The following is an 18270-nucleotide window of genomic DNA, read 5'->3' as shown; positions in this document are numbered from 1 at the left end:
TAAATTATTTAATATCCCTAATTTAGTTTTATGGACAATCACCATATTTAATTTGAGATTTACTCGTATATTTATTTGCTTTATATGTATTGAAATTTAAATTCAATTAAGCCTCCTCATATCAAAAATAAAACTTTTTTATTCATTTTTTAATAAAATAAATACTTATACTTTCAATTTTTTCAATAGGTTGTGTTTTGTGGAAACTTCAACTTGCATATAACCACTTAATATGTTTTAGTCATAGTTTCGGGAATAGCAATAATATAATCGGCTTTATCCAAATTATCTTCCGATAATTTATTTATTTCCTCTTGCTCAACACAGCTTATAGTTAAAATTTTTAATGTTGGATTAGCCTGATATAAATACCATAATATACTCTGAAAATTATCGGAATGGTAAGAGCCATTATAGTGTAAAAACAAATTTCCTTCCGACCAGTTTTTAAGAATAAACTCTGCCATAGTTGCATCTTTAGCAGCTTGAGCTTTTGGAAGATTTGGATTAACATGTGGCATATTTTTCATCATTTCCAAGATATTTTTATAGGCGGAAAGTTCTCCATCGTAAGCTATCGGAAGTTGTGCAATATAAGATTTTGCTTCCTCCGATAAAGCATCTAAACCCTCAAAACCCTTACTGTTAACTACGGCAGCATATCGACGTGGAATATTTGTTGCGATAAAGCGCAAGCTACTATCTTTCGCAAATTCCAATAAAGGTTTATAATCGGTTTTATAGTTATTCCACAGGCGAACTTCCTTTTCAAAATTAGATTGTTTTATATCGCCACTAAGATATTCATCAATCAAGAGTTGATTATCTGTTTCAAACATTTCAGCACCTAAAACCAGCTTATCGCCTTTTACAGCAAATAATTCTTTTGTTAATTCAAATTCCAACCAATGCGCAATAGGATTATTATGCAACTCTCCAAAAAACACAATATCAGCCTCTTGCAAAGCATCAAGCATTTTATCAAACTTAACGGCTTTACCTTCTTTAGAATATAAACGATAGGCGGGTTTATCGGATTTGAATCCAACTAAAACCATAACAGCTAACACTAAAAAACTAATTTTCATTTTTTGCATCTTGTCTTTTTTTAAAACGATTTATTCTATAATTTCAGCTTCCTCCATCAGAAACTCATAAAAATAACCATAACCAAAATCTTTGTCAACGGCTATGAAACCTTTAAAAGTTAAAATATCACCTACATTAACATTTTCCTGAGAAGTAATAGTTAAATCATATTTACCATTAAAGGAGGTTCCATCTTGAATATGAATCCAATTTGTATTCATAATTTGAGGACTAAACTTTACAACTTCTCCTTTAATAATTACTTCTTGCCCTTTAAACACATCTTTTTGTTTAAAAAGTTGAGCAATGCTAATTGTATTATCGGGCTTATCAATACTTATCTCTATTTGTTTTGTTTTTATTTTCCCATTTGTCTTACTTACAGTTTCGGTTTTGGGTTTATTTAATTCGGCAGGATTTTTTACAATCCTCGACAAAAATAAAATCTCATCAAAAGGACGGTCGAGTTCTTTACTGTAAAAATCTTTCATCACCAAAGGGTCATCATAAAAGAAAGTATCTCCTTTATGGACATCACAAACATTAGTGGCGTACCAATATTTCACTCCATTCTCTTCACCCAAAATATAGACATAAGAAGCTACATCTATAGTTTCTAAAACAACAAAACTTCTAATTTCATTATTTACTTTGTTATTTATTTCTACTGCTTTATCTGAAGACTTAGGGCTATTTTCACAAGCAATTAGCGTAATCAGCATAAGGAGAGAAAAAATTATTTTCTTCATTTATTTATGTTTTTAACAAAGTAAAGAATTTTTCTTTTAAAGGCTTGTTAATAAAATACTAAAACCATTATATCTGTTGATTGTCGTTCCAAACACCACATTTATAGGTTTATTTTTAGAATTATCTGCAAAATCTCCTTTCTATCAAATACAAAATGCCATTGATAAAAGTAACAGATATTCAATCTTTTATACAACTATATGTATTTTTATCCCGCAAAAAGTGATATTGTTCAAACTAATATTTTAATTTTTTGAGTCAGCTGATTATTTTAGCTAAATTTACAAGCTGTTATCAATTCATGACATAAAAAGTTTGCTAATTGGAAATCAAAAGAATATGTTTATCAACTTAGGTTGAGGATAAAATTATTTTTACACTTATGGATCAAAAAAACTTAGGAAAAAATACAGCTATTAAAAAAACTAATGCCTTAAGTGGTAATTTTATGACCAGTTCAGGGAAAATACCACCACAAGCATTAGATTTTGAGGAGGCTGTTTTAGGTGCTTTGATGTTAGAAAAAAATGCACTTACTGCTGTTATTGACATTTTACACCCTGAGGTTTTTTATAAACAAGCGCATCAAAAAATTTTTAAAGCAATACAAAATCTCTTTGCAAGTACAGAACCTATTGACATTCTTACAGTATCGAATAAGTTAAAATCTGAAGGCGAATTAGAAGAAATTGGAGGTGCATATTATATTACTCAATTAACTAATAGAGTTGCCTCCTCAGCAAATATTGAATATCACGCTCGTATTTTGATGCAAAAATTTGTACAACGAGAGCTGATTCGCGTTTCGTCAGAGACGATTAAAGATGCTTTTGAAGACGGAACCGATGTTTTTGAGTTACTGGATAAGGCAGAGCAACAGATGTTTGATATTAGCGAAAACAATTTCCGGAGAGAATCTCTGGATATGAAAAGTCTAGTTAAAGAAGCCTATGATGAAATTGAAGCCGCAAAAAATTCAGAAGGCAGTTTACGTGGTATCCCTTCGGGATTTACCGAATTAGACAGACTTACTGCCGGTTGGCAAAAATCTGATTTAATTGTTATTGCTGCCAGACCGGGTATGGGAAAAACTGCTTTTGCACTTACCATGGCTCGAAATGCTGCAATGGCAAAAAGACCTGTAGCTGTATTTTCACTTGAGATGTCGGCCGTACAATTAACTACTCGTTTAATTTCTTCAGAAGCGGAGATAACTTCTAATAAATTAAAAAAGGGAGAATTGGCAGATCACGAATGGACTCAACTCAATGAGCGTATAAAATCTTTAGTTGAAGCTCCTATTTTTATTGATGATACTCCCGCACTTTCTGTATTTGAGTTACGTGCAAAATGTCGTAGATTAAAAGAGCAGCATAAAATTGAGCTTATTGTAATTGATTATATTCAACTTATGCGTGGTGGAGACGGGACAGGAAACAGAGAGCAGGAAATCAGCACAATCTCTCGTTCGTTAAAAGCCTTGGCAAAAGAGCTTAATGTACCTGTTTTAATACTTTCGCAATTAAACAGATCTGTTGAAACACGAGGAGGTTCAAAAAAACCTCAGCTATCAGATTTACGTGAATCCGGAGCTATTGAGCAAGATGCCGATATGGTAATATTTATTTATCGACCTGAATATTACGATATTACAGAAGACGAACAAGGAAGCGACACAACAGGTAAAGGCGAAATAATTATTGCTAAGCATAGAAATGGAGCTCTCGATTCTGTTACCCTTAAATTTATCGGTCAATACACAAAATTTGTTGATGATGTACCTTTTGACTTATCCGGTGGATCGCTCTCCAGTTTATCTCCATCTGATGAATTTAGCAATGAATATTCGCCTATGACAATGACCAGACAATCGCGGATGAATGATGATGATACGGATAATCCTTATTAATCTGAATTGTTAAACTAAATTTCCGTTTTTTGCTTCCATCCTATGAATAATTGCTGAAATTGTTGAATCGCCGGTAACATTTACCATAGTACGAATCATATCTAAAGGTCTGTCAACAGCAAAAATTAAAGCAATCCCTTCCGTTGGAACTCCAATAGCAGTTAATACAATTACTAACATTACAATTCCCGCCCCCGGTACGGCAGCAGAACCAATAGACGCCAAAGTAGCTGTAAGAACAATGGTTAATTGTTGTCCAAGTGTTAAATCCATTCCAAAAGCAGAAGCAATAAAAACAGCCGCAACAGCCTGATATAAGCTAGTTCCATCCATATTTATTGTTGCTCCAATAGGAAGCACAAAGCTGGTAACTTCTTTAGAAATTTTAAGATTTTTCTCACAACATTCCATAGTTACAGGTAATGTGGCAGCACTAGAACTTGTTGAAAAGGCTAACATTTGAGCAGGAGCAATTCCTTTATAAAAATCGCGATAGCTAATTTTAGTGAATAGTTTTAGGAAAACAGGATACACAACAAAAATCATCAGAAACAATCCTAAAACTACTGTTAAGCCATAAAGCCCAAGAGATGTAAATAATGCCGAATCGCCTTTTAATTCCACAATTATTGCTCCGAGCAAAGCAAATACACCTATAGGAGCAAATTCCATAATCAGATCTATCATTTTTAAAATCACAGAATTCATACTAACAAAAAAGCGAGTTACAGGTTCTGTAGTTTTTTCGGGTAATAAAATAATAGAGACCCCAAAAAAGATGGCAAAAAAGATAACTTGAAGCATACGCGAATTCTGCGACATAGCACTGACCAAATTACTAGGAACCATATCAACTAAAAACTGCATAGGCGATTCGTCTTTAACCGAGGCCGCATCTTGTTGCTTTTTACTCACATCAGAGCCATATCTCTCCTCAAATTTATATTGTTCGTCTTGAGGAAAAGAAGCTCCCGGATCAATAAGATTTACTAAAAGCAAACCTAAAGATACTGCTATCACGGTAGTCAAAATATACATTCCTACTGTTTTTAAACCCATACGAGAAAGTTTTGAAATATCTTTCAAGTTTGCGATTCCACTAACCAACGAAAATAATATTAAAGGAACGGCTATAAGCTTAAGCAGATTTATAAATATAGTACCAAAAGGCTTAATCCAGTCTCGGGTAAGGCCTTCCATATCGAAATTTACAGCAATTAGTCCATAGGTAATACCAAGAAGCATTCCTATTAAAATTTTCCAGTGTAGGGCTAGTTTTTTCTTTTTCATTGTTTAAATTATTGGCAATTCAAAGTTAGTTGCTTTATTGTATTTTTAAAATAATTGAATTTTCAAACTCAATGGAATATAAAAGCGCCTGTAGAATTTCATTATAGAATATGGCTTTGTCGGCTTGAAAACTAAAATAAACATCTTTACTATTCTTTAACCAATATACTTTATCAGATTGCTTAAGAAAATCCGTTAAGCATCCTTTTTTATCCTTTTTCGTTTCGTCTTGAATTAAAATTATTTCACTTTTTGTTTTACGAACATATTCCCAAGTATTTAAATGAAATGAAGTAAAATAAGAATATGGCAACCACCAATACTTATGTTTTGATTGATAATCACCAAAAGAGAAATAGGGCTTTTCAAGGATTAAAGCTTTTGGCATATTATTTCCGGCAAGCTGTGCTGCAACAGAACTTCCAAATCCACTGCCTACCAAAATAATATTGTTTTCAGAAAACTGTGATTTCGCAAACTTATACCACTGCTGCGCATCTGAAAAAAGATCATTCTCATTATTAGGCTTTCCTAAACTTTCAGCCGTTCCACGATAAGCCACCATAAGAACATCAAAACCTTGAGCGTAATAATGATTTTCTTCCATTTTTAACTGCCTGATATCTATATCGGTATCAGGAAAAAAAAGTACTAATGCTTTTGATTCTTTATGTTTAAACCAAATCCCATGAAGAACTAATTCTTTATTTATAGATAAATTAAGCTCTTGAAAATCGACATTAAACGAATATTTAAGCTCGCTTGTATAAGTTGGAGATTGAAAAATAAAACGATTTTCATTTTTAAAAAACTGTTGTACAATTAAAATATAAAGAGCACCGATAACAAAGAGGGAATAATAAAATTTTCGCGAGTGCAACATTTTTTCAGCAAATATAAGAAACAATTTATATCAATGATTTGGTTTTATTATTGGTATAATAACAAATGTTATTCCCTTTTCAAATATAAAAAAACAGCCGATCTAAAAAGACCGGCTGTTTTTTTATCAGTATAAGTTTAACGTTTTTGTTGACCTCGTGCGGTACGTGTAGTGGTTGCATATTCTTTAGCCGAAAAGCTTAAAGAACGCATAATATATTCTGCACGTTTATGATACAATTCCATTTCTGCACGAATCGGATCAACCCCTTTCACCGCTTTCTGCTTACTTTGGTTGTATTGTGTTTTAGACCAACTGATATATTTCATGATATAAGAAAAGGCTTCAATCTGGTCACGCTTAGGGAAAGCCTTGAGCTCTTCTATAAGTAACTCCGTAAAAGCTTCTTCACCTCTACTATCCCAAATAGCAAGTACTTCTTTTCTTTCACCACCACTCATCTTAAGGTATTTATCAAAAACCTGATTTACATGCTTCGTCTCTGTCGACGTCACACTTCCGTCAACTCCTGCTATCGAAATCATTCCCCCGTAAATTAGTTGTTTAAATGAAAATTCTGCCATAGTAGTACCTTTTTTAAATAAAATAAAAATCAAATATATAAAACATCTAATAGAATTGAAAACAATTGTAATGAAAAACTTTTTTAACTTATGTTAATAATTTTTAAATCCTACGAATTTAACGACTTACAGAGGTATACGACAATACTTTTATAATAGAAACAAATCTATTTTCAAAAAAAATAAATCTTATTTTTGCAAACAAAAAAATAAATAAGATGTCGAATTTTTGGAATGAAATAAAAACTCATAGCTTTTTGCTGGCTCCTATGGAAGACGTAACCGATACCGCTTTCAGGGAGATCATTCTACATCTTAGTCATCCCGATTATTTACAAGTTCTTTATACCGAGTTTACCAATACCGATGGTTTATGCCATCCTATTGGAAGAGATAAAGTAAAGAGTCGTTTATTGGTAAGCCATTCCGAACAGAAATTACTCAAAGAAAAAAATGTAAAGTTAGTAGCTCAAATTTGGGGTAACAAACCGGAAAAATTTTATGAAGCCACAAAATATATAGATGAAAATTACAGTTTTGATGGTATTGATATCAATATGGGTTGCCCTGTAAAAAAAGTTGTAAAACAAGGTTCTTGTTCTGCTTTAATAAAATTTCCTGATTTAGCAGGTGAAATTATTCAAGCTACAAAAGAAGCAACGAAGTTACCTGTCAGCGTTAAAACAAGAACAGGATTTAGTCAACATATTACCGAGGATTGGATAAGTTTTTTACTATCACAAGATCCTGCAGCAATAATTTTACATACACGCACACAAAAAATGCAAACTGATTTTCCGGCAGAATGGGAAGAAATGGGAAAAGCATTAGAAGTAAGAAATAAATTAAAACCTCATATTCCAATTATTGGTAATGGCGACATTTTTTCTATGGATGATGCTCGAAAAATACATTCTAAATACCCAATAGACGGCTTTATGATTGGACGTGGTATTTTCCAAAATCCTTGGTTTTTTAATCCTGATGCCAATCCAACTATCAATGATAAATTAAATATTCTGCTAAAACATAGTCGTTTATACATTAAAACCTGGGGACAGCAAAGAAATTTTCAAGTATTAAAACGCTTTTTCAAAATATATATCAACGATTTTAACGGAGCCGCTGTATTACGTGCTAAATTAATGGAGACTAACAATTTAGAAGAAGTAGAAAAAATCATTATCGACTTCAAAAAATCAAATCTCTTTTAATTTTTTAGTTATAATCCAAACGTGTTTTTTCATCAGCCATTGTTGGCTTAATATTTTCTTGCCACTCAGCAGAATTCCAAGTTTTTAATGCCTCGTGAGTAATCTTATATTTTTCAGGAATAGGGTGAGTTCCAACAACAACTTTCATCCCATATTTTTCAGGAATAAATTGTTTAAAATGTTCGATATAAGGACAGGGAGGATAACCAACCACAAAGCCGGTTGCTAAATGAATTACTTCAGCACCATTTTTTTTCATTTCTTCGGGAGCATATTCTATATTTCCTCCCGGGCATCCACCGCAAGTGGTATAGCCAACCAATTCAACATCTTCGTCTTTAGCATAAATATCAAAAGCACCTTCGCGTTTTTGTAGAGAGCGAAAACATTTTCCTCCTGCACAGGTTTTATAACGATCGCAAATAATAATTCCAAGTTTGGTCTTTTTCATATGATTATAATTTTGTGTTTTAGTCAGAGCCTATCCCGATTTTTCGGGATGCAGCCCGTCCTATCCGTCAACTAACGGATAGAGACCCAATTCATATTGATTAATTTATAGATTTAGCGACAATTCATAAGCTTCATGTATGGCCTCTTGTGCCTTACCTATTTTTTTAGCATCGCCAATAGTATAGACAGGTATTGAGAGCTCATCAACTAATGGAACAAAACTTTTCATTCCCGTAGTAATAATTATTTTTTGAATACCGTTAAGGCTTATCTCTTTATCCTCGTGTTTTAGCAAAACCCTCTCACCATCTATTTCTACAACTTGATGCTTTAAATAGATCTCCACTTTATTCTCTTTTAAACGTTTTACCGTTAATGCTTTTTCAATCATTTCCATACCTCTGGCTATTTCCTCAAGCATCTCAACGACTATTATTTTATTATTCCCTTCAATAAGCTTAGAGGCCACTTCCAATCCTATAAGTCCACCGCCAACAACTAATACTTTTTCATTTTTAGGTAATTGATCATCATTTAAAAACTCAGTCCAATAATATTCTTTTAAACCTTTTATTGGAGGAATTGCAGGTATTGCACCCGTTGCCATAATAACAGCATCATAATCATTTTCATTAAGTATTTCCGCCTTTGCTTCTTTTAAAATGAGATTTACATTTTGATTTATTAATTCTTGTTTATAATAATCAACTATCTCTTTTAAGCTCTCTTTTTTTGGTGGAAGATATGCCAGATTAAACTGCCCACCGGCTTCATTTTTTTCATATAAATCAACAGTATGACCACGCTCTCTGAGTGTAATAGCCGATTGCATCCCAGCTAAACCTGCTCCAACAACAGCATATTTTTTTATTTGATTAGCTTTTGAAGGCTTAGAAAGTCCTGTGTTTACCAATGGATTTACAACGCAACCTAATCCTTTTCCTTGTTTAACTCCTCCCAAACATCCTTCGGCACACGCAAGACAAGGTCGGATTTGGCCTTTCTGTTTATTAAGATATTTACCTACAAAATCAGGATCGGCAACTAAAGCGCGACCTAATGCTATATATTTTGCATTATATTTTTCTTCTAAAAAATGAATATCTTTTGGAGAATTAATTCTACCTACAAAAATTACAGGAATATCAAGCTTCTCTTGAATTTTAGCTCCCATTTCCCAAGTCTTACCCTTTGGAATAAACATATGTTGAAAAAACCAAGGTGGCGTTGAGCAAGCCGAACCCGCCGTAACATGAATTGCTGCTGCACCTTTTTCTTCAAGCTTTTTCGCAAAAACAATCATTTCAGGCAGATGAAAGCCATCAGTAATCATCTCATCACCACTTATTCTAACAATTATTGGAATATCAACCTTTGCTTTAACAGCAGATAAAACTTCTAAAGGAAAACGCATACGGTTTTCTGAATCGCCACCGTATTCATCTGTTCTATCATTTACATTAGGCGATAAATATTGAGCCATAAGGTATCCATGTCCAAATTGAATTTCGATAAAATCAAAACCGGCTTTCTGAGCTCTTAATGATGCCGCAACATGCATTTGCAAAACATCTTTCATCATTTTTTTATCCATGCGGATAGGAGTTGCTCCACCATTTGAACAAGCTTTATCTGTAGACGACAAGAAAATATTTCCCGGAATTTTAGGATTAGCCATTCTTCCCGGATGATTGATATGTGCAATGACTTTAGTATCTGTTTTGTGCATCTCAGTTATCAAATCCTGATAAGCAGGAATTTTTTCATCAGAATCAAGCCCTAATTGCGTTGGTAATTCGCGTAAACTCGGATGCATATATAACGGCTCTAATGTAACAGCTCCAAGATATGAAGATCGTTGCAGATAAAAATCTAAATGTTTCGAAGTAATATTACCTTTTCCATCACTATATCCCAACTTAATGGGAGCCATAATAAATTGATTCTTAAGTTGTAGCATATGTTTCTTGTTTTTTGGTTTTATCAATATTCACACCTTTTAGAACGATGTCATTCTCTTTAACACCCAAATCTCTTGCAATAACAGGACATTTAGCTTTGAGCATAAAAAATACTGATCTTTTTTCATCGGATAAGCCCTCATAATTACCCTGTCCCTTGCTAATGATTAAATCGGAATTTTTAAAAAGCAGATTAAATTCGGGACTACAAGTAGAAAGAATGGTTCCCGGAGCATGACTGCCGGAGGAGATAATTTCTGCAACATCACCTAATCCACTTTCGATAGCATCTTCAATTACAACATCATTTATTACCGGAACTTCACGTACAGCATAAAATGTTTTCTTCGCCATTTCTTCTATAAGAATTCTGTCAAAAACCGATTCGCCTGCATTGTCCCCAATATACAATATTGTTTCGGCTTTATTTAAATGATCTTGAAATTCTTCAAAATCAAAACGAGCAAAATCCTGTCCTAAAATACGATAAACATCCTCGGTAAGATTAAATTCTTTACTCATTCCAAAATCTATAATATTTCCGGCTATCGCCATACGAATGGCGGTAAGAAGTCTGTTTTCAGATTTTTCTAAAATATCTTTAAGAGTAGGAAGCATTACCTTAGCTTCGGCAATGCTTGTAACTTTTATTTCTTTATATGGATCGTAAACACCCGTAATCTCACGAACTTTTGCATAAATAATTTCTCCAACTTCAGCCGGAGTTTTATCCATAGGGATATGTTTTATCAAATCGCCGGTTTCATCAAGCAATTGCTTAATTTTATCCTCATCGTTAGTCGCTAATCTTCCGGCACGTAATGTTTGCTGCATAAAGCAAGGAATACAGTCTAGGTAAGTCCTCATATTTAGTCTTTAATATCTTCTTTTATTTCAAAAACATTTCCACTTAAATCTTTAATAAATATTAAGTCGTTAGAACCCCTTGGAATTCTAACAACTATAGCTTTGTTTGCTTTGGCTTTTTTAACAAACGATTCCCTATCGGGAAAACTTAAACAGTAATGATTAAAACTATGCTGTTTCTTTTCTTCATCGATAAACAATTCCAAAGCTAAGCCATGCCCTTCTAAATAAAATGCTTGAGCAGACTTATTTATATTGAATATTTTACTACTCCAGTCTGCTTCAAGCTTAAATTTCAGGACTAGGTGAAAATCAAGTATATTTTCATAAAACTCATGAACTTCATTTTCATTCTGAATAGTTAAAGCCAAATGATGAAGCTTCATTTTCAACTTCTTTTATTCTGTTTTTGCTCCAACAATTCATCTCGTACCATAACATGTCCACAAGCCGGGCATTTAATATCGGTACATTTAGTTCCTTGACTGTGTGGGACTTTTTCACCACATTTTGCACAGACACAATACCCTCCTGTACCAAATCCACCACCTTTATTTCGTCCTCTGCCTCCGCCTTTTCCAAGGCCTTTTCCTTGTCCAAATAAACCCATTATTCTAAATTTTTAAATTGACTTTCCAGCTCTTTAAGCTGACTTTTTAAACTTTCAATTTGATTTTCGAGTAATGATTTTTTATCAATTGGCTCTGATGGGAATAATCCTCGCGTATTACGAAATCCGTATCCGCCACCTTGGTAAGCTCCTCTTCCGTATCCATGTCGAAATCCAAAGCCCCTCTGTCCGCGAAAATTTGTTTCATCACTTAAAAATCCGGGAACATTATTTCCGACACAAAATCCCATTCTGCGTCCACTCATTGCACCAGCTCCATTAGGGCCTGTTCTATCACCTCTTGGCATAATAACCTCCTATTTTGCATGCAATATCCACGGTAATTAATTATCAATCAAGTTATTGATTCACTGATTAGCATTGTACATTCCCACGTATTATTGCATAATTATTAATACTAAATTTATAAAAAATATAGTAGTTTACGTAAACTGCTGTGCAAATATAATGAACATATGTGCATAATGCAAGAAAAATAGCAATTTATATTTATTTTTTTTAGATATGTAAAAAAGGAGGATGTAATCTATTTTATCGTGTTCTCTTTGGGGCGCTTTCCTTTTTGATATTCGCCCAATATGGTCAACTTTTTTGTTAAAGGTAAAATAGCTGTCAAAGCTTGTTTATACTTATCATAATTACTAAAAACCAGATCAATATAAAATAGATATTCCCATTCTACACCGACTACAGGAAGCGATTGTATTTTGGAAAGATTTATTTTATAAAAAGTCAACACAGATAAAACCTGCGATAAGCTTCCTTCTTCATGAGGCAGGCGAAAACAAAGAGAGGCCTTATTTTTTTGAATGTTTTCTTGATGCCTTAAATAGTTTTTCTCATTAGAAATTACCAAAAAACGAGTGTAATTTTTTTTATTTGTTTCTATTCCTCTGTGCAAAATTTCTAATCCATATATTTCTGCTGCCAAATCACTGGCAATAGCAGCAACCCCTTTTAAGTTGTTGTCGGCAATACGCTTAACGCTTAACGCTGTATCTTCTGCTTCCAGTATCCTAACTCCTGACCTACGTAGTGGATTTAAAAAATTGAGACATTGCTCAAGAGCCATCGGATGTGAATATATTTCTTTAATATTCTCTAGTTTTTCTCCTTTTGATACTATTAGGTGTTGCTCTATTCTTAAAAATATTTCACCAAGTATTTTTAGTTTAGACTCTCGCAAAAGCGCATAATTGGGAATGATACTTCCAACAACAGAGTTTTCAATTGCAATAACACCATACTCAGCTTCATCTAAAAGAAGAGTATCAAATAAATCATTGAAAGACAAACACTGAATTATTTCGACTTGCTGTTTGTTAAAATATTGGCGACTTGCAATTTCGTGAAATGCTCCACTAACTCCTTGTATAGCTACACTAATTTTTTCATTCATAGGCATAAAAAAAAGCCCTAATTATTTAGGACTTTATATTTTTTTATAGATAAAATACGGTTCGTCCTCAGGCTTTAATTTTAAAACAAAATAAAAATCGAAAGTTAGTAACCGTAAACATTTGTAATTTTTTTTGCTAATGTAATAGATTTCTTGAAACTGCAATCGAAAAAAGTGAATTACATCAATTTTTGATATGCCTGCCACCACCGATCAGGAATATCATCGTCTTCCAAGGCATATTCATAATCGGTTTGAGAACAAGGAACCAAATAATGTCGTTCATATTTAGCTTTTACTGTTGCAGCACAATCTACTTCCATCCACCAACGATCACTTTTTTTACTTTTAAAGAATACCAATTCATCTTCCCTGTCGCTAAGCTTAACCATAAACTTTTTATACTCTCGACTCTTTTTATTAACGGGAAAATCACTTAATCTCGAATAAAAGCCATCAATAAAATACCACATCATCTGAGCTATTAGATGAGCCGTTTGACCATTTGCGTCCATCTCGGGATTATACTCATAAAACCCTATAGAACTAAGTTTATCGCTAAGTCCGGCATAACGTGTAATCTGGCACAACTCTTCTCCATAAAAGCCATTAGGAGTAGCATTAGCATTACCTGGAGCATCAGATTGACGAATAGCAGAAATATCAATACTTATCATATCGGCATTGCGAACCATTGGTTCTACCTCTTGCATTTTTGCACGTACATTTCCTAAACGATAAGTATCAAAAAACAAATTTTTCATCAACTTGACTGCGCTTGGGTTTACAAAATAAGTTTGATAACCTAAATTGGTATAATTAAATAAATAGTTTGGTTGGTGAAGAATTATTTTTGATAGATATGATTTAGCATTTAAATCGTTCTCATTTTCCCCCAAATCAAATTGATTATCTACAGAAACAATGTTTATAATCTGACCTAAATTTTCATAAGCCTGATAATTGGCAAAAGTCAAATCCTGACTTCCTCCAATAATAATTGGAACAATACTATTTTCAAGCAGATAAGCCGTTACAGTAGTTAATGCATAATAGGTATCTTTAACATCGTGTCCTATTCTGATATTTCCTAAATCAACAATTTCGACATTATAATCGCCTGCAAAAAGCGAATAAAAATAATTTCGAATATTATCCATCCCTTTTCCACAACCATTATTATTGATAGCATTTCGTTCTTCACCAACACCTATCAAGGCGATCTTTGCCTTTGATAAATCGGGAAAAACACCTTGCTCATCGTAGCGAGGAATTATATTACCATATCTTCTGGTTTCTTCAAACTGACGATACAGAAAATATTCTGTATTTATTGGTTCAAAGTATAGCGAAATATCCATAGTGAGAAATTTGACTATTTATACCCAAATTTTAGAAAAAGGTTTTGTTTAAACAAAATCTTTATCAAAAAAATAAGGTTCTATTTCTTTTTAGCTGTTGATTTTACCGACTTTTTCTTAGTCGTTGTTTTTTTTGCTGTTTTTTTAGCCGTGGCTTTTTTAGTTTTTGCTGTTCCCTTACCTTTTTGCTGACTTTCAATAAGTTTTACTGCTTCTTCGTATTTAAGTTCAGCAGCATCAACTGTTTTAGGTATTTTATAGTTTTTCTTTTTATAAGAAATATACGGGCCCCAGCGACCTTTAAGTATTTGTATTTCAATATCTTCGTCGTAAGTTTTAATAAAACGTTCGCGATCTTTCTGGCGTTTAGCTTCTATAAGTTCTATACAACGATCTGCGTCAATAGTTGCCGGATTATCGGTTTTATCCAAAGAAACAAATAAGCCATTATGCTTTACATAAGGACCAAAACGGCCAATAGCAACTGTCATTTCCGAGTCTTCGTAAACACCAAGCGAACGAGGAAAATCAAAAAGACGTATAGCTTCTTCAAAGCTGATATTTTCTATAGACTGACCTTTTTTAAGACTTGCAAAACGAGGTTTTTCTTCATCTAAACTTTCGCCAAGTTGTGCCATTGCTCCATAACGACCAATTTTTACATATAAATTTTTCCCTGATTTTGGATCAACACCTAAAAGGCGTTCACCTTTTTCGCGTTCAGCATTTTCCATTGCATTATCGACACGTTTTTTGAATGGATGATAAAAACTACCTATCATTTTATTCCACTCTTTTTTGCCGGCAGCAATAGCATCAAACTCTTTTTCGGCTTTGGCTGTAAATTGAAAATCGATAATATCGGTAAAGTTATTCGTTAGAAATTTATTTACTAAAATACCAATATCAGTAGGTATTAACTTTCCTTTATTATTACCTGTTTTTTCCTTTTTAATACTCTCTTTTAGTTGAGCTTGTTTTAAGCAAATCAATTGATATTCACGCTCAAAACCCTCGCTATCGCCTTTTTCAACATATTGTCTTTTTTGGATAGTCGAAATTGTTGGAGCATAAGTTGACGGTCTTCCTATACCCAACTCCTCGAGTTTTTTAACAAGACTGGCTTCTGTATAACGAGCAGGGGGTTGAACAAAGCGCTCAATTGCACTCATTTCAAACAAGTTAAGCAACTGGCCTTTATTAACTACCGGAAGCATTCCTTTGACTTCACCGGACTTTCCGTTTTCATCGTCGGAAGATTCCATATAAACTTTTAAAAAGCCATCAAATGTAACCACCTCACCTTTAGCAGATAAAATTTCTTTCTTTTCAGATATTTCAATCTCAATATTTGTTTTTTCAATAATTGCATCTGCCATTTGACTGGCAATTGTACGTTTCCAAATAAGGTTATAAAGTTTTTGCTGAGCACTATCTCCACTAATTGTACTTTTACCAAGATTTGTTGGACGTATAGCCTCGTGAGCTTCTTGTGCTCCTTTACTTTTAGTTCTATATTGCCGCGTTTTAGAATATTCTTCGCCATAAGTATTGCTAATCATAGCTTTAGCCTGACCAATAGCTTGACCCGAAAGAATAACCGAATCTGTACGCATATAAGTAATCTTACCTGATTCGTACAACTGCTGAGCAACCACCATTGTTTTACTAACCGAATAACCCATTTTCCGACTAGCTTCCTGCTGTAAAGTCGAAGTTGTAAATGGAGCTGCAGGACTTCGTTTTCCGGGTTTTTTAACTATATTTTTTACGGTAAAGCTTGCACTTAAACAATCTTTAAGAAAAGCCCTCGCCTCTTCTTTAGTTTTAAAACGTTTTGGAAGTTCCGCTTCGAGTAATTCTTTTTTCAAATCATCGGTATAAAACTTTGCAGTAAGCCGATAAGAAGAAGTGATAGTAAATTTCTTAATCTCCTCCTCTTTTTCCACTATTAAACGTACAGCAACAGATTGTACACGACCGGCAGAAAGTGAAGGTTTTACCTTACGCCATAAAACGGGTGAAACTTCAAAACCAACCAAACGATCTAATACTCTTCTGGCTTGTTGTGCATTTACTAAATTAATATCTATATCGCGTGGATTTTCAATAGCATTTAGAATTGCACTTTTTGTAATTTCATGAAAAACAATACGTTTGGTATTTTCTTTTTTCAGCCCCAATTGATTAAATAAGTGCCAAGCAATAGCCTCTCCTTCACGATCCTCATCCGCCGCCAACCACACAGTCTCTGCTTTCTTAGCTTCCTTTTTAAGGTCGGCAACTACTTTTTTCTTATCAGCAGATATTTCGTAATTGGGTTTAAATCCATTTTCAATATCAACACCAAAATTTTTCTTGGCTAAATCCGCAATATGTCCAAAGCTGGATTTAACAAGAAAATCTTTCCCGAGAATTTTTTCTATCGTCTTCGCTTTAGCAGGAGACTCGACAATTACTAAATTTTTTGCCATTCTAAGCCTTTATATTTATTAAGTGATTTTTAACAAAAAATGAGTGGTATGAGATAAAAATCAAATTTGTTATTGGTTTAAATTTTCGGCAAAATAACACATAAAATTCCTATTAATCCAAATGTTACATTGAATTTTGTGAACTTTTATATTATTAAACAAATGTTATTAAATAGATAAATGCCTGATAATTTGGTAGTTAATCCTTGTCTTTAATCTCTAAAAATAAATATATTAATGATTTTTTAACGACCTATAAAAGAAAAAAAAGAATTCGTTTATTAATAATTACGCAATTAGTATGATAGAAATTAAGCTTTTTATATTCAGAATAGAAATTCAAAAATTTGTTTTTCGACAAAGTCAGACAGAAAAAGATTAATAATAAAAGGCTGTTTAATCTAATCTTAAACAGCCTCAAAATAAGTCTAATCTCTAACAATTAACTATTCACGAATTACATTTAAAGCAGAAATAGCTGCCTCTAATCGTATATATATTTTTTGTTTATTATTATCGAAGTCAGGTGTACGATATATTTTTCCTTCTTTTATAAAACCATTTAGGTCTAAATCAGAAAGCATTATATCACTTATCACCTCACATCCTGCTGATTCAGGGATATAAATCTTAACAGCAGAAGCTCCCGATTCAATATCAATATTTGTTTCGTTTTGTCTATCGCCAATTTTTAATTTAATAGCCGAAGCTCCTCCATCAATTTCTACTTTTCTTACTTTAAAATCACGTAAATCGGCAACAAAATCAGCTGCACCAACATCTAATTTCATTTCCCATAAAGGATGAGTATTTAATTTTATATATGCGTGATTTTTATTGGTTCCCGATCTAAATTTTCCATCTTCGAGCCTAACATATATTTCTGTAGTAGAGCCATTTTTCATTATCTCTTTTTTATACTGACCCAAATTATTTTCAGCTTCAAAGTCAATTAAAAAGGAAGTTGTATCTTCTATACGAAACTTTCCGGCAGCAATATCCATATTTAAAATAGCTACATCTATAGATTCTTCATAATCTTCAAAAAACTTATAGGTGTAAGTATTGTCATCTGCGCTTTTGGCGTCTTCATAATCATCCCAGTCAACACCTCTAGCATGATGAACATGTCTGCTTAACATAGTTGGCCAATGATTGCTGCTATAATCACGGGTAGAACCCACTAAAATAGCTAAGACTACAGTTACAACCGACAAGGTAGTTTTTAATCCTCCTTTTATTGGCAGCATAGAAATTCCCCAAAGAATTAACAGAGCAGGCCACATATCAAAGATAGCTCTAAAACTAAAATGGAGCCACCCTAAGTTATCAAAAATAAACAGGGTTCCGATTACAACTAAAAGTATTCCCCAAAAAACATTTTTATTTTTCATAGTGTATATTT

The 18270-nt window shown here is 33.1% G+C and carries 17 protein-coding genes; 2 read left to right on the top strand and 15 right to left on the bottom strand.

Annotation, left to right across the window (positions count from 1 at the left end; translation table 11 throughout):
* Positions 1–227: 227 nt before the first annotated feature.
* Together J7K39_08515 and J7K39_08510 are read right to left on the bottom strand one after the other, a co-directional pair.
* Entirely contained in the window at positions 228–1097 is an 870-nt protein-coding gene (locus J7K39_08515; protein MCD6179934.1) for a ChaN family lipoprotein, read from the bottom strand.
* Positions 1098–1118: 21 nt separating this feature from the next.
* Positions 1119–1838 carry a hypothetical protein gene (locus tag J7K39_08510; protein MCD6179933.1) on the bottom strand — a complete coding sequence of 240 codons (720 nt, stop codon included), beginning with the start codon at positions 1836–1838 and terminating at the stop codon, positions 1119–1121.
* A 383-nt stretch (positions 1839–2221) separates the two neighbouring features.
* Between J7K39_08510 and dnaB the strand changes: the two genes are divergently transcribed.
* Positions 2222–3748 carry a replicative DNA helicase gene (dnaB, locus tag J7K39_08505; GenBank protein ID MCD6179932.1) on the top strand — a complete coding sequence of 509 codons (1527 nt, stop codon included), beginning with the start codon at positions 2222–2224 and terminating at the stop codon, positions 3746–3748.
* A gap of 9 nt (positions 3749–3757) precedes the next feature.
* Here the strand turns inward: dnaB and J7K39_08500 are convergent, their stop codons facing one another.
* The 3 genes from J7K39_08500 to J7K39_08490 all read right to left on the bottom strand — a co-directional run bounded on the left by J7K39_08500 (position 3758) and on the right by J7K39_08490 (position 6505).
* Entirely contained in the window at positions 3758–5038 is a 1281-nt protein-coding gene (locus tag J7K39_08500) for a dicarboxylate/amino acid:cation symporter (GenBank protein MCD6179931.1), read from the bottom strand.
* A gap of 34 nt (positions 5039–5072) precedes the next feature.
* Positions 5073–5921, bottom strand: a complete 849-nt coding sequence (locus tag J7K39_08495) for an alpha/beta hydrolase (protein MCD6179930.1) — start codon at positions 5919–5921, stop codon at positions 5073–5075.
* 137 nt (positions 5922–6058) lie between these two features.
* On the bottom strand, positions 6059–6505 hold the full coding sequence (locus J7K39_08490) for a hypothetical protein (protein ID MCD6179929.1): 447 nt from the start codon (positions 6503–6505) through the stop codon (positions 6059–6061).
* A gap of 218 nt (positions 6506–6723) precedes the next feature.
* Between J7K39_08490 and J7K39_08485 the strand changes: the two genes are divergently transcribed.
* Positions 6724–7719 (top strand): tRNA-dihydrouridine synthase, encoded by a 996-nt coding sequence (locus J7K39_08485; GenBank protein ID MCD6179928.1) that lies wholly within the window; start codon positions 6724–6726, stop codon positions 7717–7719.
* Positions 7720–7723: 4 nt separating this feature from the next.
* On the opposite strand, the gene J7K39_08480 is transcribed toward J7K39_08485, so the two are convergent.
* The 10 genes from J7K39_08480 to J7K39_08435 all read right to left on the bottom strand — a co-directional run bounded on the left by J7K39_08480 (position 7724) and on the right by J7K39_08435 (position 18259).
* Positions 7724–8170: a CGGC domain-containing protein gene (locus J7K39_08480; protein ID MCD6179927.1), complete on the bottom strand. Its 447-nt coding sequence runs from the start codon at positions 8168–8170 to the stop codon at positions 7724–7726.
* Positions 8171–8275: 105 nt separating this feature from the next.
* Complete coding sequence (locus J7K39_08475; protein ID MCD6179926.1) at positions 8276–10132, bottom strand: FAD-dependent oxidoreductase; 1857 nt, start codon at positions 10130–10132, stop codon at positions 8276–8278.
* Positions 10119–11000 (bottom strand): DUF89 family protein, encoded by an 882-nt coding sequence (locus J7K39_08470; protein ID MCD6179925.1) that lies wholly within the window; start codon positions 10998–11000, stop codon positions 10119–10121. The genes J7K39_08475 and J7K39_08470 overlap by 14 nt, the downstream gene beginning before the upstream one ends.
* A gap of 2 nt (positions 11001–11002) precedes the next feature.
* Positions 11003–11386, bottom strand: a complete 384-nt coding sequence (locus tag J7K39_08465; protein MCD6179924.1) for a VOC family protein — start codon at positions 11384–11386, stop codon at positions 11003–11005.
* Between the two features lie 2 nt (positions 11387–11388).
* Positions 11389–11610 carry a hypothetical protein gene (locus J7K39_08460; protein ID MCD6179923.1) on the bottom strand — a complete coding sequence of 74 codons (222 nt, stop codon included), beginning with the start codon at positions 11608–11610 and terminating at the stop codon, positions 11389–11391.
* A complete protein-coding gene (locus tag J7K39_08455) occupies positions 11610–11918 on the bottom strand; it encodes a DUF5320 domain-containing protein (protein ID MCD6179922.1) in 309 nt (102 codons plus the stop codon). Before J7K39_08455 ends, J7K39_08460 begins: the two co-directional genes overlap by 1 nt.
* 239 nt (positions 11919–12157) lie before the next feature.
* Entirely contained in the window at positions 12158–13030 is an 873-nt protein-coding gene (locus J7K39_08450; protein MCD6179921.1) for a prephenate dehydratase, read from the bottom strand.
* A 179-nt stretch (positions 13031–13209) separates the two neighbouring features.
* Complete coding sequence (locus tag J7K39_08445; protein ID MCD6179920.1) at positions 13210–14391, bottom strand: formimidoylglutamase; 1182 nt, start codon at positions 14389–14391, stop codon at positions 13210–13212.
* An 80-nt stretch (positions 14392–14471) separates the two neighbouring features.
* Entirely contained in the window at positions 14472–16865 is a 2394-nt protein-coding gene (topA, locus tag J7K39_08440; GenBank protein MCD6179919.1) for a type I DNA topoisomerase, read from the bottom strand.
* A gap of 446 nt (positions 16866–17311) precedes the next feature.
* Positions 17312–18259, bottom strand: a complete 948-nt coding sequence (locus J7K39_08435; GenBank protein ID MCD6179918.1) for a hypothetical protein — start codon at positions 18257–18259, stop codon at positions 17312–17314.
* Between the last annotated feature and the right edge of the window lie 11 nt (positions 18260–18270).

The sequence above is a fragment of the Bacteroidales bacterium genome (assembly GCA_021157585.1).
Lineage (GTDB): Bacteria > Bacteroidota > Bacteroidia > Bacteroidales > UBA12170 > UBA12170.
This window is presented reverse-complemented; position numbering and strand designations above follow the sequence as displayed.